The 23,697-nt window shown below is 37.1% G+C and carries 3 protein-coding genes; all 3 read right to left on the bottom strand.

The features are described from left to right. Positions 1–18 precede the first annotated feature (18 nt). The 3 genes from SIB66_RS12895 to SIB66_RS12905 all read right to left on the bottom strand — a co-directional run bounded on the left by SIB66_RS12895 (position 19) and on the right by SIB66_RS12905 (position 23,573). On the bottom strand, positions 19–15,810 hold the full coding sequence (locus tag SIB66_RS12895) for a putative Ig domain-containing protein (RefSeq protein WP_063421312.1): 15,792 nt from the start codon (positions 15,808–15,810) through the stop codon (positions 19–21). A 644-nt stretch (positions 15,811–16,454) separates the two neighbouring features. Further along, complete coding sequence (locus SIB66_RS12900) at positions 16,455–18,896, bottom strand: hypothetical protein (protein ID WP_413681330.1); 2,442 nt, start codon at positions 18,894–18,896, stop codon at positions 16,455–16,457. 639 nt (positions 18,897–19,535) lie between these two features. Further along, on the bottom strand, positions 19,536–23,573 hold the full coding sequence (locus tag SIB66_RS12905; protein ID WP_063421321.1) for a hypothetical protein: 4,038 nt from the start codon (positions 23,571–23,573) through the stop codon (positions 19,536–19,538). Positions 23,574–23,697 lie beyond the last annotated feature (124 nt).

Raw genomic sequence — 23,697 nt, forward strand, 5'->3', positions numbered from 1 at the left:
TTAATCCGTAAACTGGTCTCATGGTGCTTGATTGCAAGTTTTACGTTTGTTATTTAGGCCAAGAACTTCTGAGCAGTCGTGAATCTGGCTAATCATTACGACATCTGTAAGAGCCGGATCATGTCGATTAGCTCGTTGTACTAGGCCTATCAGTTCGTTTATTGGAGAATTTGAATTATCAAAATAAGCAGACGTATTTTTAAGTATAAAGTTTTCAGATATCCATGCTTCCCAGTTTATTTCTATAGTTGAATCATGAAACATTTGCCTATGAAGTTTTTCTATGGAACGTATAAATGCGCCTGGATTTTTACAAGCTTCGATGCTTTGGCTGAGTAATGAATGTCCGTCTGAGTTAAATCCAGGTAAGATTGTAAGGCCATCATCAGAGACTTGAGATGAGGGTGTGTAGCTCTCAAGTTCTAGATGGGACTCATTACGAACAATTAATAAATACTTTTTATCGCGGGTGGGCATGACCCACCTGCCTTTAAAGTCAGAACTTCTAGATAATAACTTTAACCGTAAGTCCTTATCCATTCTTTTTGCTATATATGTTGTAATTCGTTCTCCGGCTATTGGTGCCATAAGCATTCCAAAAACCATAGCCATTGATGTGCTTGGAGATTCTAATATTTGAGATAGAATTGGCTTTATCTTATCTATTACATCGCCAACCCTGGAATTAAGCCAGTTCGTATATGAATCTGTTGTAGAGTAACTATTGTCGAGGCTATCTTGTGATTTAATAGACAGATTAGAGCCTGAGAAATTATTATTATTTCTAATAGAGTTGGCAAACGTATCTATGCTATTACGATTAAAATCAGGAATAGTATTAGATAGACGATTATTAGTAGTACTAAACCTATTAACAGGTAGTGAGCTGATATTGGTATTTTGAAGTTTATTTTTTCGTTGGTCTTCACTAGTTACAGAAGGTATGGGTAGATTAGAGTTCTCTGAGGCTTCATCACTAAAATCAGATGGTGTGGTGAGAGAATCCTGTTCGTCAGAATTATCTTTACCGATTTCTGGAGGGGGATTTTGTGGAGTTGAATCGCCTGTAGTTACATCAGGGGTTGATGGTTGATCGACTGTATCATCACTGCCAGTAGGAACATAATTAACAACTCCACCACCATCATCGCCGCCACCACTGACACCACCACCACTGTCACTGCCACTGTCACCGACACCAACTCCGACTCCGACTCCGTCAGAACCACCGCCTTCAGAAGACTTCTTAGAATTTGTTTTAGTTGGGATTAGTGGATCACCGATTACTCCAGGTTTTGAATTAGTATCAAAAAAGCCATTGTCAACTAATAACATGCTGATAAGGTCAATTGTTTTATTATTATCGAGATCAATTAGATAAGCGGAACCATCAATCATCCCATAACCATGCCTAACTGGATCAAAGCCTGCTTTTAAGATGTCTTTATATATATGGTCACTATTTTTTGCTGTAACTTTAATATCATTAATTCCTGAAAATTTCTTATCGTCTGTAATAGCTCCATAGTAATGAACACTGTAAGGAAGATTTGCTAACCATTTATCTTTGGGACCATGTAACTGTTTATCATAGGTTTTGTGAGTTGACTCAAATATATAAGGTTTTCCATTTTTACCTGTTTTAATCAATGTGTCTAGGTCTGCACCTCCCTTGGGAATGTTTACTTCAACAATTGCTCCTTTTTTACCATGAGTAAGTACTGTGAAATCTAATTGACCAATAGGGGCAGTTTCTATCTCTTTTTCCTCCATTTTGTCAAGCTGCTGAGCTTCTGACAAGGTTGATTGATTTGCATTAAGAAGTTTTGGATTTTGAAGTATTAAACCCTTATCGTCATTTTTGCCTCTTGCATCCAACATAATACGGGGCTTATCTTGATCATCTTGTTCGAGAAAATGAATTGATCCGGAATTGAAGTCTTTGAAAAATTGTTCCTTCTCAGCTTCTGCATTGGCGGCATTAATTATTTCTAATGGAATTTTATCTGTTTTTAAAGATCGATTATCGTCAGTTAGTCCGGTCACTTGAACAAAGAAAAACTCCTCTTCTAAAGTAAGATTTCTATTTATTGGTTTTTTTTGCATCTGGCCAGTATTGGAATCAACTTCTAACCAGTCTGGAGTGTCAAAAAGCTTCCATTTAGTTTCGTAAGAATAATCAACTTGATCAAATTGATCTTCTTCAGTCTCGTCGATCTGATATGTGGTTATAGTTATTTGTTGGTAGTTTTGAGGACCGTGTTCGTTTGTCAACAACTTATCCAGACTCCAGCTCTTTTGATCAAGTTTGTAGGCTGTGCCTAGCTCTATCCAACCATCTGGATCTATGATGACGTCATTCCATTCTTCATCATCATATTCATCCATAAAATCTAACTCAAATGTCTCAAAGATTCCATAAATACTTTTTTCCTGTTCATCTAATTCACGGGCATTTGGGTCAGACATTAGATCAAATATATTATTGATATAAGAAGAATCTGCTCGTGAAAGATAATCAAGGGCTCCAAGAATTTCCTCGTTGGGATTTTGAGATTCAACATATATTCTAAGCATTCCTGTAGTCTTACCACTTGGATCTCCCAGAGCACCTGCGGTGTCTGTATAAGTAGCAAAAATATGATGTTCACCTTCTGGAAGATCGTCGAGTTTTTTAACATCCTTTGCTAGTGATATTTTACCAGTTTCTTTATCTAACAGTACCATTGGCGTTCCATCATTAAATTTTAGTTCGGGGGGAATTTCTATCTCCCATATACTTATATCTTGTGTATCTGAATCGGTAAATACATTATTAAGATCAAAGAGCTCTCGATCATAAGGGGCTTGACTTGCGGCTAGAGACTCTGCACTTTTAGTTTCGTTAAAAGCTCCAACGATTGACATGAAATTTTCAGGTGGAGCAATTGATTTGAGTTGATCATTAACTATATCTTGGTTATTTGAAGCCAATTCATACAATTGTTCGCTAATACCAGTAGAATATAGAGGTAGTTTTGGTGTAATGTCTATACTATTGGGATCTAGCTCCATTGATTCCGACCAAGAAAGATCAAAGCCAAATGATTGCAAGCCTTTTAGCGCAATAGACCGATTATCTGTAGCATTAACAGATACAAAGAAGTCTCCACCATCTTGATTAAAATAAGTTGGAAGATCGGAGTATTCGATTACATCACCACGAATACGTTCAAAACCGTTATCAATAGATTCGTAAAATATTGGCTTTATGAGGATCTTTCCAGGATAATCCTGGTTAATAAAATCAACTTCACTACTGTATGATTGAATGACTAGATTTTCGGGTATCGTGGTTTGATCCCTATTGCCATAATAATAAGATCCAGATCCATTGGTTTCGTAGTCAAGGGCATCTAATTCTGTACGATAAAGATCTAATGTTGGTGATTCCCAAGAAATATCAACCATATCTTTTAGAGAGAAGTGCAATGGTTTGGTTCCATCATTTATGCTGAAATGCAAATTAAAAAGTTCTTCATCAGATTCATCACCTATAGAGTTGTTTATAAAGAGTGGGTGAGACTTATTTATAAATTGGGTTTGCTGTGGTGTAAAAGTTGGTGATTGATTGCGTATTGGAACCCATACTGTAGATATAGGGGAAGTCTTTTCTCCAAACTGATTCTGAATATCACCTTTTACCCTAGTAGTGGTCCAGACATCAATTCCCATACCTGATAGTTCACTAAAGTTATCATTACTCATTTTCGCAATTATGTCAGGTGGAAGCATAGTGATATCACTGGGATCAATAGAGAGACTAATGCCTTCAATATTACCAAAGTCATTTTGCTTGCCATATTTTTGTTTTAAAAGACTGAGCTTCTGAAAATCAATCTCGAGATATTTAATTCCATCTATTCCTGTTTTTGCAATGTAAAATTCGTTACCAATAGAGGTGTTTGGATCTATTAATGCAATATGTTTATCTATAGAGATTACATTAGAACTAGAGTCAGCTAATCCAGACAATATAGGAATATCTAGAATTAATTTATAGGTACCTAGTGCAGATCTATTAGTTGTAGACATCTTACTTAAAATCTTAGTGTTAACATCAAAGTTCAGCCAGTTTGGCAGTTGCAATTCGGTATTATTATCATCAAACATTCGAATAGATATGTTGTTTAGATCTATATCAGAAACTCTAATATCAGCTCTACGATTAAAATCGTCTTGTATTATTTTTACTATTTCCCAATCTTGAATGGAATCTAGGTAGAAAGATCCAAACTCTTCGATAGTGTCGTTAGGCAAACTATCAATATCTAATTTTAAATCTGAATCAACCAAAGCCAAGTCAAGAAATATTGGTTCTAATGGTATATGGTTCAGGTCATTAGATTGTATTATAAGATGATATAATTTTAAATCCAAGTTATCCTGGGAAGGAAGTTTTTTTAGTATTCCAGAGTTGTCAACTTCGAGCCAAGCTGGGAGATCTGTAATCTGATCATCATCATCGATAAGTTGAACTGTAATCTCAGAAAATTCATATAGTTGATCCGAAACTAAATCAGGATTTGATAAGGGTTCTGAGGAATAGTCTAAGAAGTGGTCTAATATTGGGTTTGAAAAAGGATCTGAGAAAGGATCTGAGAAGTCTTGGAATTGATCATGTAGTATATCAGGTTCGTAAATATCAGAATAAATTGGATTATCTTTTTCAAGGTTTTCGTATGTTTGTTGATTATTTAAATAAGTATTAAGAAGTTGTTTGAGATCCCATTCCTTGGATTCCCCTATTTGAGTGATGCCAAGGTTTTCTACTGATCCTTCATAAAAGGGACTATATTGATTTCGTTGAATATTTAGATAAAGTTCATCTCCAAGACTATCTGTCAATGATGGAGCGTTAAAATTTAATACCGTTGCTAAATCTATAGTCATGCCTTTATCTCCATGAACACCTAAATGATTTGATTCTAAGTTGTCACCTTGGTCTCCAATGGTTAACTGAATTACATCCGCTTTTGGTTGAAAGCGAAGGTCAAACCAATCTGTGAAGACTTCATCTACTAAGGTTAACTCTAAATTATATGACTGATTTGGATTACCATTATTGTCATTAGAATCAATCTGTATATTATAATTCCTTAGATCAAGTTTATTTAGGGTTGGAAATTTGTATAGCAAGTGATTGTTATGCAGAAGCCAATTAGGAATATTTACCAGTTCATTTTTATCGTTTAACACTCGAACTTTGATATCGTTTAAGTCGAGGTCATTCTCATGACCATTCAATATTTGTCTAATGTCCCATAATTTGGTCTCATCCATATTAACTACTCCAAGTTGACTTTGATCATTCCTCAACTGCTCTAGGTCTGGATTGACTATATCCTTAACAGCAAATCTGACAGACTGATTATCTACACTATCTAGCCCTTTAGGGGCTGTAAAGATTAACTTTGTTCGACCTTGTAGATCTTCTTTAAAATCTAGATAAGAGTCTATGTTGATTATATGATAACCTTTATGATCAGAGATATCCTTTCGATGAAGTTCAAGAGTTAATGAATCTCCTGCAATATCATCTATATCAGAAAATAGTTGATAATAACCAGTCTCCATGCTGTCGCCTTCAATTAGCGGTTCTTCAAAAAGTTGAATAATTTGTTGAAGAAAAAGTCTCATATTTGTGTCTAGTATTGTTGGCGGATCATTTACATTTTCAATTTCAAAATCAATATTTTTTGAGGTAGAAAGACCATCGGTATCCGTAGCGACGATTTCAACTTTATAGATGCCGACATCACTATTACCTGGATGGAGAATTTCAAAATCCGCCTTGGATTGACTTGTAAAAGAGTGAATAACAACTTCTTTTATGTCTTCTTCTCCCCGGTAGATATCATTTATTCCCTCTCCTATTTTCTGTCCTTCCGAATTAGTATCCATAGCATTGATATTAACTTCTATCGCTGCTGATGGATCTTCTATAATTACATCAAAACGCACTATTGATTCTGGGCCTATATCTCCTACAGCTGAGCCCATACCCATGGCAGAAACATTACCAGCAAGTAATTCAAAACCATCCTCCCAATGCTTGAAAGAAGGAGAAGAACCAAGACCATCCACTCCAATTGGAAATTCGTCAGTGACGACAGTAGTGTTATCGACTAGTGTTATTGCGTTTGACCAAAAAACCTCAATGTGTGCTGATTGCAATCCTTTCGAAAGGTAGCCATGTTCACTTAATAGTCTATTGGGGTCTCGATTGTCATTTGCTAATATATCTACTTGAATTCTATCACCTGATTTGAGATTGCCAAACTCTTCGGGTTTGATTTCTGCGCCTCTTACATTGTTTCTTGTATAGTAGAATTTAGGTTCTATTATAATTTTGTCTTCAACTGTTTCATAGACTGAAGACCGTTTATATATATTTACCCAATCTGCAGATTCGACATCCAAATCAATCCAAGTATTTTCATCTTCATTAAACTTCTGTAGAGATCCAACATGATATTTTAGGTTCTCTGATGAATTTGGTAATCGTAGATCTGGATCATCAAAGAGTTTCCCAAGATCTAACTTTGCATAATCATCTTGCCTGATTATAGGGTGTTTAGTAGGATCGTTACTAAGTTGACCTAGTTCAGAAATATCAACAGAATCTCTCACAAAGGGCCTCTCATTTACATTTTCAACCTCTAGTCGTAATGTATATATTGCACTCTCTCCCCATTGATCGATTGCTCTCCATTCTAATTCATTGACACCGACATCTAAATCATCAGTTGGGTTTATTGCCCGTAAGATACCTCCGTAATCTGAAGAGGAATTATAACTAGACCACCAAGGGAACATTGCTGGAATAACGATAGTATCTATATCGTTATCATTATCTTTAAAAAGACCTGTAAGATTGAGATTCCAATCAGTGTCTCCTTCGCTTATTTTTACAGTTTCAACCCAATTCCCATTTGAATCTTTTTCCGCATTAATCCTATCTACCTCTGGAGGATCATTGATATTCTGAATATCTAAAACTAATTTTTGTATGATAGACTCTTCTCTTGTATCTGTAGCCCTAAGAAGTATGGTCTGTTTATTAATTGTAGTTTGTTTTGAGCGAGGGTAGATCTCTAAGAATGTGCCATTAATGTCTGCGAGATCAGTTATTGAACTTCCCCAAGTATCTGCATTATCTCCACTAATTGTATATGATAAGTAATCATCATTAATGATATCCTCATCGCTAAAGATTTTTTCTAAGTCTAAGCTTATTCTTTCTCTTAGATTCATATTTTTCTCGTAAAAGGCTGAACCGGAATCTTGTTTTCTTTCCCAGTTATTAAAGAGTAAATTTGAAATTGTGGGAGCTGTGTTTGTATCAGAAACTACTAATAATGAAAGACTAGAAGGTGCTATTTTTATTCCTCCTAGAGGGTCGGAAGCAGTTATCTGTAATCTTATGGAGCCAACATCAGTATTGGTTGGAATACCGGATAAAACACCTTGTTCACTTAAACTTAACCAACTGGGTAAATCAACCGGAGTCCCAGAATCATTAATCATCGTGACCTGGAAAGTAATATCATTTATGTTATGGTCAATATCACTGAATCTGTCTTTTAGATCCCACAATCCTGAATTTCCTTCTTTTACTGTTTGTAGCTGATCTGTAGCAATATGAATTGGAGCATCATTCGTAGGTTGTAAAAATACTTGAACATTTTTAGATTCAGATGGCTTTTCTATGTTATTACTTTTACCTCTGCTATAGGCTACAGCTTCAAAGCTAAATAAACCTGAACTATTCTCTGGTCCAAGCCAATAAATGTTCTCCCATTCATCATATTTTAATGTGACTTCACTAAGCCAATTATTATTTATATCCTTGTTCATATAGTTATAGTTCTGAATATTAGCAGCATCATAAGTTCCATCTATTACCAACAACTTAGAACCAGCTGGCAAATTTGAAAGCTTCATATATAGATCCTGACCTGTTCCATTACCCCTAAGTTTTGGTGAAAGAACACCACCTTTATCCGCTAAAAGAGGGAGTGGTTCATCTTCATTACCTTCCAAATCTCTTTGGACTTCTAGTAGAGGTACCCTAACTGTAGCGTTGTTCTTTATTGTAAGATAAGTAGGAATGCCTGTATTAGTGCTATTAGCTTCAAAAGCTACTGGGACAAATGCTAGTATCTTGTCGTTTTCAATTTCACCTAGAAAAAGGCTAAGATTTTTAAGATCAGTTTCCTGAAGTTGCCAACTACCATCTATTAATTTTGTAGCTTGAACATTAAACTTACTCTCACTTGGTAAATCGTCTGTAAAATGTGGGTAAGTCAGTGTATGATCAATATTATCTACCGTTCCTACAATCATAGAAAGCTGTTCTGATTGATCTGAGTCGGAACTTTCCAAACTGAAAGATAGTGCACCAAGATTTAACCAACCATTACTTCCGATATCTAAAAGTTCTCCTTGACTAAGGTCAAAGGATAATGTTGGAGTATCTGCTAAACCAATGACTGTAAAAGATAATCTCTTGGATTCTGTTATGGCAACTCTACCTCCACTGGGTGGAGTACTGATGACCTGAAGATCTATAGAAAAGGAACCAGATCTATCCTCTTCAGTTACTACGCTCCAGTCTTCTAATACATTTAATAAAATTGGTTGAGTTCCATTAGGATTTATAAAATCACCGTTCTTATTGACTAGCTTTAACTCAGATGGTAATTGATTAATTTGATAACTAAGAGTATCACCATCGTTAGCAGCTTCTACTCTTAAGAGGTTTACTAAAGGTATTCCATTTTGGCTATCCTCTTCTATAGTAACAGCGTTGAGGAGAATAACATTAGCCTCTCTAGCATCTCTAGCAAAAGGCAAGTTAATTTGTTTTGGATTACTTCGAGCTGTGTGACCATTGACTAACTCTCTGCTAATACTAGTAATGGATAAAAATATTTGTTCAACTGGTCCTAGAGAATTTTCCTTAAATATAATAGAGTCAGCATCATTTGCATCTATTAGTACTACCCTCTTACCATTAGTGATGCTAGTTTGAATTGGAAGCCAACTAGTATTATTTTCGTGTTTTATTCTTAAACCGATAGGCATCTCTATTTCCAAACGTAAAGTTTCAGAGCCATCAGTGTCTGAAAGGCTGTTATCTATATATTGTTTATCAATTATAGTTGTCAGGTTAATAGCACCTCCTTCTTCTAAGTAAGTTGATGTATTAATTTGATGAACTTGAGATGGTTGATCTGCAAAGGCTTTTACAGTAATTAATGCTGTTTGTGTGTTTCTGGCTTTAGAAGAATTTGATTTTTCCTTAGAGACAGCTGATAATTTAAATACAAGGCTTCCAGAAAAGTCCCGAGGGGGTATTAGCTCGATATTCTCAATATCATCTGAAGAAAAGGTTATAACTTGATCTTTTGGATTTAAGTCCTGATGAGTACCATCATCGTTCATAAGTCTGAATTGAACTCCGTTTGGTATGTCACTTAATTCCATGTGTAGTTCTTCTGAGCCATCAATATCAACTAGTTCCGGTGTCCTCTGAAGTAATTCACTAAGACGGGTTGGTATATCCTCTGTTATTGATATACTTTTAAGTTGATGTAGTGGCCTATCTGCAACTGCAACTACATCTAATGCATAACTCGTTAGTGCTGAACTGAGGAATGTTCCATCAGCTTGAAGTTGGCTGATGAGTACTTGTACATTAACTTCACCGCTCCACATTTTTGTGGGTATTAATTTAATATCACCTCCATTTGAGACCAAGTCTGCCCAAGTGAATAGCCAATCTCCTCTTGAGTCAAGAACTCCTAACGATGGAACCACTTCTTGTGGTAGACCGCTCAACCTAATTAGAGTTAATGCATCTTTACCATCGTTGCTCCATTCGTTACTGCCTACACTAGATAACGTAAGGGTGCCTAAATCTCTATTTTCCGTAGCATGACTGCCAGTAACATCCAGAGTAAGATTAGCATTTCCAGAAGGTGCTATTCTAAGACCGACATCATATAAGTCATATTTTTCTACGCCTTGAGCAATTGGTAATGCTGACAATTTACGTAAAATCTGATTACCAGCAGACCAAGCTGGATTATTTACAATTGTTTGAATCGTATCAAGGTCTATACTCCTAACGAACTCGCTAATGTTACGAATCTCATTCGATTGACTTACTGTGTCGCCATCATCGAACCAAATTTTTAATTCTGACCAATCAGGATCATTAGAGTCGAGTATATAATCATTATTAATATCCAAACTCTTTAGTGCATCACTTCCAGAATAGAAACTTCTAGCTCTACCTTGTGAGCGTGTATATTCAGAGATAAGTTCAGTTACGGAGTCTATTGTTATATCTCCAATACCAATATCATTATCAAGATCATTTAATACCAGAAGACCAGACACTAAATCATTATCTTGATTAGTCCCTGGCTGTAACCATGCAGTTGGTATTGGGGATTCATTTGGCAACATCTTAAATTCTGTTTGTGTGGCAGAATCTGATAAGTCTGACAAAGGCAAACCTTCTCCATTTAAACTTATAAAGACAGGATCTATAAATGCTTCTGAACGTCTTAGTGTAAATGCCGATGGATTAACATTTGTTATTGTCGGATCAGATTCGTCTAGGTCACTAAGCATTGGTATTTGGTTAGAATAATGTGAAAGACTAAGTGTTCTTGTTACTTCATTTGACCTAGAGTCTCCACCTGGCTGATCACTAATTCTTGCTGTTAGTGTAAGAATTAAATCTTTACCGTCAAGGGTAGTATTGACATCATCTGTTTTGACAATATAAAGATCGCCATCATTTATCAAATTAAAATTGGAAATCAATTGAGTTTCGTTTTGATGTAATGGATCTATAGTAAATAATGTCATTGTTCCAAAAGCATCAGTAGCTCCAGTCGCTATATACTTATCATTTATCTTTTGCGCTAGTGAATAACCTAGAGGAATATTACGAATGGATAGTGTTAAGGCTTCGGCGATATTTCTATGCCCAGACGAGCTTGCTCCTCTTCGTACTGGTATGGATATTGATCCAGTATTTGGATTGTAATTAAGAGGTAAATCGCCTCCATTATCGGAGAATTCCGGAGTACGTGCTACTTGAGCAACATCCCAATGGAAATTAGTATTATTACCTTCTTTCGCCAATCCACTTAATAGGTCTTCTCTTAACTGATTCTCATGGGGTAGTTGCTCTCTAGCGGAGGCAACTATATGGGCAGTACCCTCAAACATTCCTCTAAAGCTTTCATCGCTTTTTAATTGAATAGAAAGATCCTTTAAAATTGATTCGTCTAGGTTGTCTAAAGTAATTGTAAATCGGTCTAGTGAAGTACCCTCATGGTTGATAAAGCTACTACTATTAAGTTCTTTAGTTTCATAATAAACGGTTGTACCTTGAGGCATGTCAAGATTTAGCTTTATACTTTTTGTCCCATCAGGCATGTCTAATGCAAACTTAAGATTAGTAAGTTTTCCAGATTTCTGAATATCTATGGGAGGTTGAGGAATGTAATTTGGTGTAGAGTCAAGGTATGGTAATGCTTTTAAACTTAATGAATTTAAAGTTGATAATGCCTGTAATCCATTCTGAGGTTCTGTACTGACAGCAAGAATGTTTACTTCTGCATTGTTTTCATTTGCAGTTGTTGTTCTTAAAATAGAATTTAACCATTCATCCTCGGTTAATATGATTAAATCTCCTTCTTTATTCCCTAATTCTTGGCCATTAGAGTTTGTTATCAATAAGTCTTTACGATTGCTTGGAAGTTCTAATTTATAGTTTATTTCTTCTCGAGGGTCTGGACTAAGGGCAGTTGCAATGCTGCCTAATGTTGTTAAATCAAGTTGATTGCTGGTGGCAGAATCATGGTCTACCCAAACAGGGATATTCGGAGTAGGTTCAAGGATATAACTATTTAACTTTGCTACTTTATTAGAGTAAAGACCTGTATTCCCTAAGTTACTCTGAACTGCAAAACCAAAAGTAAATTCTCCAATAGCATGATTGTTATTCTTGGGAGTAATATGAAGTGTATTTAGTTCTTGCTTTATCTGTGATGCTGAACCATTAATCTTCCATATACCAATCGAATCAGGCTGAACAACAACTATGTCGTCATTGTTATTTTTTTGGATGAGGTCAAAATCTTCGCCATCTCCGTCCATAAGCTCTACTGTGAGTTCTATGAACTCACCTTGTGTTTGTGTTATTTCAACATTTATAAGCTCATTGACAGGTACAGAGTGGCCTTCATTATAATTTATTCCTTCATTTATCAATTTTAAAGTTGGAGTATTGACCGTCCTTTGAAGATTAAAATCTACTTCAAAGTCTATTTGTTCTCCTACAGAGTCAGTAGCAGTTAAAGTTCCTGACCATGACTTAAAGCCTTGAGAGCTATTTAAGGCAAGACCACGAGTTGAGCCAATAAACTTTAGTGTTGTAGGGTCAAAAGTGAACATTGGATGTGAATTTACACCATTTGCATGAAATAGTTCTTGCTCTCCTGTAAAAGAATAGGTTAATTTTTCTGCAGGATCTATGTTCAGGTCTCGATCACCAAATAAGGATAATGGAAGCTGTAAAACGACATCGCTTTCCTCTGTAAGATTAAACTCTAGCCCTTTAATAGTTCTTGCTGAATCATTTTGATTTGATAAATACTTAATATGTTTTGAATCTACTCCCTCTGTTTGGATATTAGATAATAATTCTGTCTCCTGCTGTATAGCTATAAACGGAGCCCTATTTCTATGCCGTACATATATTGGTACTAGCGCTGAAGCATTTAGACCACCCATATCATTGACTCGTATCATCAGAATATGTTCGCCAAGGTCTTTTTCCTCAGGTCTAATATTTAGTATTCCAGAGTTAGAATCCCAATCAAGCCATTGATAATCTTGATTTTGGAAATCACTGATGTCTTCTAAGTTAATAATACCTCTGTCTTCAGCATCTAATTCAATGTTAATTGTAAGGGATTCATTTTGATCAACAGCTATGTCTTGGTCGGTAAACCAATTTCTAATATTAATAGACCTATTTAAACCTATAAAAATGGCGTCTTGGTCAACTTCACTAGGTGGTGTTTCGCCAGATACAGTAGGAATTTGTTTATTAAGGAAATCTTCCAACCGATCTGTACGTTGTGGTGCATCGTTGACATTTTGAACCTGAATACTAACTGCCTGATCTGTGTAAAGTCCATAATTATCAGTACACCTAACTATGAATTGATTTAAGCCAACATCTTGATTGCCAGGTTTTCCTTCTAGATGACCATTTTGAGAGTTTATTGTTAGCCACTGAGGTGGATCATTGTCTATATGATTAGAAACAATTTCATAATTCAACTCTTCACTTGAATCAATATCTAAATCAATATCTACAAATGAATTTTTTGGCAGTCTATATATAAACTCTTGTTCTTGCTTGAGGTTAGGTGGTTGAATTAATATGCCCACCTCTGGACTATCATTTACATTAATTACGGTAATTGGAACCTCTTTTGTAATAGTTCCTTGCCTGCCATCGTCAGCTTCTATTTTGATGGTAGTTTCACCAACATGTTTATTGAGAGGGGTACCACTTAATATCCCTGTTTGCGAATTAAGCTGGAGCCAGCTAGGACCTGATAGTAGCTTATAGCTCAAATTGGAGTCATCTTGATCCTTAAAGAATGGGCTGATATTTCTTATTAGTTCTACTCCTTGATTTGTCGAAGGTTCTCTTAAATCTATTGCAAGATTATTATTAGATACTAACTCTGGAGGGTCATTAACTTCTTTCACTGAGATGCCGATATATTCTTTAGTGGATCTGGCTCCCTCGCCCAACTGAATTGTGAAAGCATACTCACCTACATCCTGTTGATCAGGCAATGCTTTGATAATCCATGCCTTCGGACTTTCCTCACCAATTATTAGCAGCTCTTCCGGCTCGACAGCTGCTCCTATAGTGGGTAATAAGGTGGGAATAATATTGATTTTCTTCTCTCTATCTATATCTACTATATGAAATGGTAACCTAGCGAAAAGCGTTTGTGATTCTTCCGAATTTAAATTACCTAACGCGCGTCCAACATTACCATTCGGCAGAGCAGCTGCGACTAGCCCGGTCAAACCTTGCCTATCTCCGATGTCTTCATCATCGGATTCAATATTGATTATAGAACCAGTTTTTTGGAATAACGGTAAATGATTCCGATTAAAGACATTATTTGTTGTTAATTCGTCTTCAATTATAGTTATTGATTCAGAATACCAATCTAAGCTTAGTTCAAGCCCAATTAAACCTTCTCCATTCTCTCTTCCATCATGAGCATAGATTTCCATCCAATATTTTTCAGGATCCGAATTATCCTCTATGAATTTATAACTTACTACTAATTTATCTTTGCCAACTAGCGCAGGTGTAGGATCCATTTGGACTAATTCAAGCCAACTCGGCAACACCTGAGAGTCTTCTCCTGGAAGAGAAAATATATCTAAGTTCCATTCGCCCCAGTTGTCATTATTTTCTGCAGGGGGATAAGAACCAATAGGAATAAGACCTTCTTGATCTTCGAAAATTTCTTTTAGAGTGAAATCATATGTAAGTGGATTATTATCTACGTCCATAATATAGCCACCATCTTCGTTAATTGGTTGCCAAATCACTTCACCATTATCAAGATTCTCTACTATCTTTTCAATTATTTCTGTTGATGAGACCACTACAGGGGTATGGTCATTTAGATTATTGTGCATAGAGAAAGATTTTAATGATATATCGATAGAGTCTCGGTCATCTAAATAATATTTTCTTTCTACCCCTGCAAACTGTGCTTTTGGTCTATATTCAGAATCTGTTGATTGCGAATAAATATTACTTGGATAATTAATTTGATCACTTAGGTCATCTATATTTTCTATACCTGTTTCAAGATTAATATTAATCTCTGCATTACTTGGTACTTTCTCTCCTGTCAAGCTATAATCATATCCTTCACTAGCCGAGAAAGAATTTAAACTATCTTGATGCTCGCCTATTCCCTCTATGTTATTTGTTAGAATCTCTTCGACATCTTTTTTATTTAAAAGCTCAATACCTGAATCACTTTTAACTAATGGGGATTGCTCATTGTAGACTAGTAATGCATCCTGCGAATAGTCATTGCCGATTAGCGGTGAAAGGTTATCTGAGATTAATGTTGTGCTCTCAATATTACTTGAGAGAAATAGTCCCGATAAAGTATCTGCCTGGAGAATGTCCTTAGATGATTTTACTTGGTTGGGTGATATAACTCCTTCCGCTTTGTTCTGATAGCTATCTGAATCTCTTTCTTTTTTTTCCTGTTGGTATGTAGATAGTTGAATATCTACATCCTTTGATTTGTTAATTGTATAAGATTCTTGTTGATATCTTGTACCTTCAACATTGCCATGTAAGGTGAATTCAGTATTCCATACAGTCCCACCTGTTTGCTGTGCATTCCTGAGGCCTGGTATTTGACCAGCAATAGAATCTAAGCTCTGATCTAAGTGAACCTTTTCAATCTCTATTGATTGAGTTTCTGAAAAGCTTACATTTGTCTTATTTCCTAAGTTGTTATCTAGGTCTATTGATAATGAGTCATAAGAATATGCTTCATTCTTACTGCTTAGAGAAGAAGAACTATCACTAGCTATTGAACTTACTACAAAGTCATCGTCCTCGCCGACTGGCTCGGATTGCCAAAACCCATTACTAGCAAGCTCACCTTCCACAATTTCTATATGCGGTTAGATTGTATTTAGTAATTGCATTATATTGATAATGCAATCTTGAGATTGGTAGTTACTTAGCAGTTAATTTAATTATAATCGATTGAGACTTCCAGTAGCATCTACTCAACAGAATGATAGAGATCTATTGAAACAACTTATAATCTCAACCCAGCAGCGATGGAATAATTACATATTCTTTGACTACAGCGATATTATCAAGACCAAACTAATACTTCCTCATTGACTTTGAGATGATTGCAAAAATAATAGGCCCATCTATACTGTTCCTATAGTTAACAACACCAAGAGCATATTGAGTTAACATGGTGCATATCCTACACCTTTATCAAGGTATAGATTTTCTGTAAATTAAACTGAATAAGTTTGCACCTTATGTATTTATTTTTCTAATCCAGAATCTCACTCATGGGAGCTATTTTTTGTCGATCTGAGTCTATATATGTTTTTACCGTAGCCCCATAGTAGAGTCTGGGTGAGAGTAGTAATAATGTCTGCCTTAAAAGACGATTGCCTCAGTAATTAACTAATCACAAATTTATACTTACTACATGAAAGTTTTTTTCTCATTAGTTCTAAGCGGTTAATATTTACTATGGTCTGCGATACTATAATCGATTAGTTGATTAAGTACTTGACCCACCCATGATGTCATCATTCAGGCCGATGCCTGTAATGTCCTCTGTGTAATTTCCGCCGCCGCCGGATACTGACGGGGCAGGGTTATTTGTTCCTCCTGTAACCACTTCGTCCCGAGGTGCATTATCAGAATCTATATTTGAATTGGAAGTATTCGTATTTTGCACATGTTCTAGAGGAGCATCATATCCACCAGACGAGGCTAAGGCTTCGAGGGTATTCTGCTTCTCAAATGATGTATTATCCCAGGACTCATTAATACCATTTTGTGCATTTAGCTCATTCCATGACATTTGGTTGTCCCCTACAGTTGTTCCAGTCGAAATTCCATGAAAAGCTTTATCAGTTAGATGAAGGGTTCTGCCCCAATCTTTATCTAATATCTTGAGATCAGCGATATCGATGACTCCATTGAAATCAGCATCGACATCACTGGCATAAGTGTTAGCTTCTGCTTGCTTGGTCTGAGTGCCTATATCATTGCCCAAATTATCTTTCATCCCAGAGGTTACATCTTTAAGGGTCTGACGCGCTGCTCCTGCATTGAGGAATGCAAGGTCTTTCATTCCTACAGTGCCGTCAAAGTTGAGATCACCCTGAAATGTAATCAGGTTTTTTGATCCAACGTTAGTACCAACATCGTATTCATCCGTTTGATCCTTACCATGTTGGTCTTTCCTAGTGACTTCCATCCTGTATAGATTTTTACCGGCATTAAACACTTTCCCAGCTTGATCGTCTCCAATTTCTACAGCAATCCTGACTGTCTTTTCTTCTTGTTTATTTGGATCGTAGTCTCCTATTTTCAGCCCATTAACTTCTTCTGCCTGTGTAGTAACAAAACTGCCACCTTTAAGTTTATTATTAGTGGCATCAATCTGATCGAGTGCTGTTTGATCAAGAATTCCATTTTTACTGTAGTCTGTTGATGTGGTGGTATCTGTTTTTAAGAATCCAGATTTCGATGTAATCACCTTGCCAACAGCAGTAGCCTCAGTGGCAAGATTTTTGATTGTGATATCTGTAGCTGCTACATTGCCAGTATTTTTCCAAGTGACATCGCTGTAAACAGTTGAACCAGCTCGTATCAGGTTGGTCTTAATTCCTCCTGATGCAACGCCAATGGTTCGATTGGAGGCGAAAGTCAAGTCACCAGTTTGACTCAAGTCAACTTGGCCTTCATAGAGGGCTATCGAGTCCTTGATTGCTTTGACGCTACCGTCTAAATCTCGCAAGGTACTGATTTCTGCATTTTTTAATATCGTACCGTCAGCGCTAGTTTCTGTAACCTCTTTTGAGAAGACGGTGGAATCTCGATTAACAGAAAGGTCAAATTCTAATGTTCCATCAAATGCATCCACACCGGATTCAGTCCCGTCATAGGTGAGCAATTTGCCAGCAGTGGCACTTCCTGTTGTGTATTTGGCTAACGCAGTCTCGTCAAAATTTAGAGCAATTGAAGCAAATACCTTGTTTTCACCTGCTTCTATGCCATCTCCTGCACCACTAATATGATTTAAACCAGCACCAACGATGCGTATTTCGCCTTTATCATTATCAATATGAATCGCATTGGCGACAGGAAATAGAGAGGATAATTGGATTTGATCTTTATCAATTGAGCCGAAAAGATCTGTGTTGAATTTTAAAGTGATATCAGTAGACTCAAGTGTATAACCTTGGGCTACATTTTTCGCTAAAATGTCTAAAATATAGGCATCATTGTCTGTAGCGCCAATACCCTTGATGGCCGTACTTTTTAGAGGATCTTCTCTAATTGTTGTATCTACATCTGTCTCAAGCGCTATGCCGTCAGTTTCCGTTGAGTTGCTCCCATCTTTTCGCTTTGCTTTCCTCAGTTCATAACTGACTACTAATTTGTCGCCATTAGCGATGCCTGCAATCTCTTCTGAAACTTCTGTTGCTGTTTTCTTTCCAGTATCGTATGGTCCAGCTGATGTTCCTCCTCCCTGAACAGGAGTGTTGGTAAAATCCTGACCGTCAAAATAATAGCTATCGTAAAACGTGTATCCATTTGAACTAATATTGTCTTCTTCAGTCCAATACTTTAAATCTAATCGTAATGGTCTATCACCATCCCATTCATGCTTTGGGTTACTAGCTATACCGGATATGTATTCATATGAGCCATTTGACATCCAATATTCCCAAATACCTCCAGAGTCTCCAGGGCCAACAGAGCCTTCACCCCTACCGGTACCATCAATGTTGACCCATTCGTCTTGATATAATTGATACAGATTAGAGGTTTTAACGCCGTAATCGGAATCCGAGAGAAGTGAATTTACTGATTCATCCTGTATATAAAACTTTAGGGAATCGTACTTACCTGCACCATTAACAGCATTAGTGCTTATAAGGCCCTCTACACGATTAATTATATCGACGTTGTAAGAAAAGTTGGCCATTTCAAGAAAGCCGGTAGGGAGATGGTTTGCTGTTAGGCAATGAGTACTTACAAGATGCTGAGCTGGTAGTTGGGGCCATCATATGCTTTGTATAATTACTCTAGCTCAAATGGCCGATATTGGGCAGTTTGAGCTCCAAATGCTGCAATTGTGACGAGAACCGGGAGGCAGCGTGTTCCAGGTATTTTTGCTTAACTCAATTCAGGCAATGCTCACATTATGAATTGAGCTGTAGACACTAAGGCAACATTTGCTTAGTACAGGCCAAGCACCATACCCATACAAGCAAATATAAGCGTATCACTCGTTTTATTCTTTAGTCAACATTAAACAGTAATGCGCTAAGCGGATATCTATATAGTGCATTATTTCAGGCTCAGGCCTGTAAAGAATATTTATGTCCAAACTCCTTCCAGGGTGCCTTAATGAGCAAATAAGCATCCTTCTTCTTGTGATGCAGGGCCATGATCTCGTCTAAATAAAACCTTTAACGATATCTACATTGGCAAATATTCTGCCCAGGGAATCCACTAATTAGTTTTGCAAATACTTAATCAACGGGTTGTTGTTAGCTTCATTGGCAGGAATGGTCATGAAGCTATATATAATCTTTGGGAGTTGTTGATAATAGATATTTGATTAGGTACTAGACCCGCCCATGATGTCATCGTTTAAGCCAGTGGCTGTAATATCCTCTGTGTAAATACCCCCGCCAGATACCGACGGAGCAGGGTTATTTGTTCCTCCTGTAACCACATCAGACCGGGGTACATGATCAGAATCTATATTTGTTGAAGAAGCAGTCATATTTTTCACCTGTTCTAAAGGAGCATCATATCCACCAGATGAGGCTTTTGCTTCAAGGGTATTCTGCTGTTCAAAGGATGAATTATCCCAGGATTCATTAATACCAGTTTGACCATTTAGATCAGCCCATGACATTTGATTGCCCCCTACGGTTGCCCCTTTAGTCGCAATTCCATGAAAATTTTTATCCCCTGTATGAAGGGTTCTGCCCCAATCCTTATCTAATATCTTGAGATCTGCGATATCAATCTTTCCACTAAAGTCTGCATCAACATCACTCGCGTAGGTTTCTTTTGTCGCCTGTGACTTGGCGGCATCTAAGACGTTTCCTAAATTATCCTCTAATGTCACAGCTCTGATTTCTTCCACTTGACGAGCTGCACCTGCATTAAGGAATGCCAGATCCTTCATCCCAACAGTGCCATCAAAATTTAAATCACCTTGATAGGTGATTAGGTTCTTAGAGCCATCTCCTTGCTTAAAATTGGTTGCTCCTACTGATAACTGATAGAAATCGATTGAAGAATCAAAAATTTTGCCGGCGGCATTTTCGTCAATATTAACAGCTAGTGTTAAGTTTACAGATTTCTGCTTTGTTGGATCATAAGTACCTGTTGAATCAAACTCTCCACCACAGCAATGTGTTGAATCAATGCTTGAAAGCATAGTATTAAGAGTACCTACACCAGTATTTGAAACAGAGGAAATAACTATGTTGTCTGCATGCGAATTACCTATATTTTTCCACACTATATCAGTCTTTACGGTTGAGCCTGCTCTTATTAGATTGGTCTTGATACCATCAGCAGCAACACCTATAATGCGATCAGATGCAAAAGAAAGATTGGATTGCTGCTCTAACTGAAGAGATCCTTCATATAGGCTTACCTTGTTCTCCGTAAGTTTAAAATCACCACCAAGATTATCTTCACCCAGTTCTCTTAGTGATTTAATGGTTGCATTATTAAGGTCTAATGTGGAACCATCGTCGAGTGTTTTAGTTTGTGTTGTAGATTTTGAAAATATTGTTGAATCCTTATTAACTTCCAGAGAAAAACCTAAGCTTCCATCAAACTCTACTATTGGATCCTGAGAGTCCACTTGTGTCGTATATGTCAACAAATTGCCTGCGCCTATTGCTTTGTATTTAGCCAAATTAAACTCGTTGAAGTTGAGTGCGATTGTCGCCAAAGTAGTCTCACCAAGATAATCTATTTTCTTACCGTGGCCTAATTTATTAAGGCCGCCTGCTGCAATTCGTATTTGTCCTTTTTCGTTATCAACATGTAAAGCATTAGCTATTGGCATCACATCGCCTATCTTTATTTGATCCGCATCAATTGTTCCGAATAGATGCCGATCAAAATTAATTGTAATGTCTGTAGATTCTAAATCATAGTCTTGTTCTAAGTTTTTAACCTTGATATCTAGGAGATAGTTTGCTGATGCTTCACTTCCAATACCCCTAACGGCAAGGCTGGTTAATGCGGTCTGTGAATTTGAATCGTATTCTAATGATTGATTGTCGCCATTAAGCTGCTTAGATGATCTTAACTCATAAGTTAGCTCAAGTGAGTTATTGCCATGATCATTGCCTATTAATTGTGTACCATCAGGTGCTACTACTATATTATCAGCTGCAGCTTGAGCCCTTGCAATCCCATCTAAGATCTCCGTATCCGTAAATTGAGTAATTCCTTGATCCCCTAAAGTTTCAAATTGCTCCTCAGAGACTCCTGCAGTCGAAAGTGAAGCAACACTCGCTCCAGAAAGTGATGCCTTTAAAGTTTCTTGATTAACATTTGAATTGCTGAGAAGGTCTTCTAATGCATTTCCCAGCTCCTGGCGGGCCTTTGCAGTATTAACTAAGCCAATTATTTTTTGACCACTCTCATCAGTAATATCATCTAGTTTTCTGCCCGTACCATTAGCGTATAAAGCGCTATATTGATATACCTGCTCTCCATTCTCCTTTTTAAGGTTGACTAATTCAGCATTAGTAAAAGCTTGATTTTTGATGATATCCGTTGCTTTTATTTTCGTTGATTTCGCTAACTGCTTAAGTGTAAATCCTGATTTGACTAGAACTTCCTTACTGATATCGCTGTCGTATAGGCTATTGATCGCTGATAGCGTTTCGCCTGCGTAGACCCCAGTCGGGTCGTCTTCTAGTGATTGAGCAGCCGTTGCAAGCTCTTTTACATCAATTCCACTATTGTTATTATTTAATTTCGCATAGGTATATCTACGAACTCCCGGAGACATGCCCTCAACTTTTAAAAGTTCCTTGATCGCATTGGTATCCGCTATAAATAAATCGTTTTGGATGATATCCGTTGCTTGTATTTTAGTTGCTTTCGCTAACTCCTGAAGTGTAAATCCTGATTTGACTAGAAAAGCGTTCTTGCCATCGCTGTCGTATAGGCTATCGATCGCTGTTTCCGTTTCGTCTAGTTCTCGAGCAGCCTTTACAAGCTCTTTTACATCTATTCCACTATTTTCATCATTTAAGTCTGCGTAGGTATATCTACGAACTCCCGGAGTTGTGCCCTCAACTTGTATAAGATCCTTGATCGCATTCGTATCCTTTGTAAATAAATCATTTTGGATGATATCCGTTGCTTTTATTTTAGTTGCTTTCGCTAACTCCTGAAGTGTAAATCCTGATTTGACTAGAACTTCCTTAGTGATATCGCTGTCGTATAGGCTATCGATCGCTCTGTCCGTTTCGCGTAGTTCTCGAGCAGCCTTTACAAGCTCTTTTACATCTATTCCACTATTGTTGTTATTTAAGTCCGCATAGGTATATCTACGAACTCCCGGAATTGTGCCCTCAACTTTTAAAAGTTCCTTGATCGCATTCGTGTCCTTTGTAAATAAATCATTTTCGATAATATCTTTTGTTTGTATTTTAGTTGCTTTCGCCAATTCCTGAAGTGTAAATCCTGATTTGACTAGAACTTCCTTAGTGATATCGCTGTCGTATAGGCTATCGATCGCTCTGTCCGTTTCGCGTAGTTCTCGAGCAGCCTTTACAAGCTTTTTTACATCTATTCCACTATTGTTATTATTTAAGTCCGCGTAGGTATATCTACGAACTCCCGGAATTATGCCCTCAACTTGTATAAGATCCTTGATCGCATTCGTATCCTCTGTAAATAGATCGTTTTTGATAATATCCTTTGCTTGTATTTTAGTTGCTTTCGCTAACTCCTGAAGTGTAAACCCTGATTTAACTAGATCTTCCTTGCTGATATCGCTGTCGTATAGGCTATTGATCGCTGTTTGCGTTTCGCCTGCCCATCCCTGATCTTCAAGTGATCGAGCAGCCGTTACAAGCTCTGATTCAGGTCTGCCATTATTGTATAAATCAGAATACGTATAATCAGTGTCCAAAAATAATTTTTCAACACTGAAGCGTTGGTCGCCGGATGCAGGAGCGGAATAGTAGGAGGCATTCCAACTACCTGCAACCTTCCAACCCCAGTACAGAGGTTGGCCAGGATAGTCAGTGACCACAGAATAGTAACTGTTTATAATTTCTGATTTAAGACTTTCGAAAGTAGAGGTAGAGGATGATGCAAGTTGCTCTAGGCTGAATAATCCAACTAAATCACTTTGAAAAATATAGTTAGGATGCTGTATTAGAGCATCAATAGCTTGCCCTACCTGACCACGCTCTTTGCCTACAGCTTTTACGTGACCAACAAGCTCCAATTTAGCTCTATATTCATTATAGGCATTGGCCGTATTGACCACATCTAAATAGTTAGTTATCGCTTCAGACCAGGTCTTTCCATGACCATCTAACTGGCCATTGATGTAATCATAATGTTCCTGTTTCGTTGACGAGATAGTAAGGCCTGCCATTCAATCCTCTGTTCGACCTTGTAAGTAAAATTACTCTGTGGCTTAAATCGCTATCGGATTTAGTGACGACTGCTAGGAAAAATTGAGCTGGATCCAAATCGCGACAAGGCGATTGCCGATCAAA

The organism is Prochlorococcus sp. MIT 1318 (assembly GCF_047304505.1).
Lineage (GTDB): Bacteria > Cyanobacteriota > Cyanobacteriia > PCC-6307 > Cyanobiaceae > Prochlorococcus > Prochlorococcus marinus_D.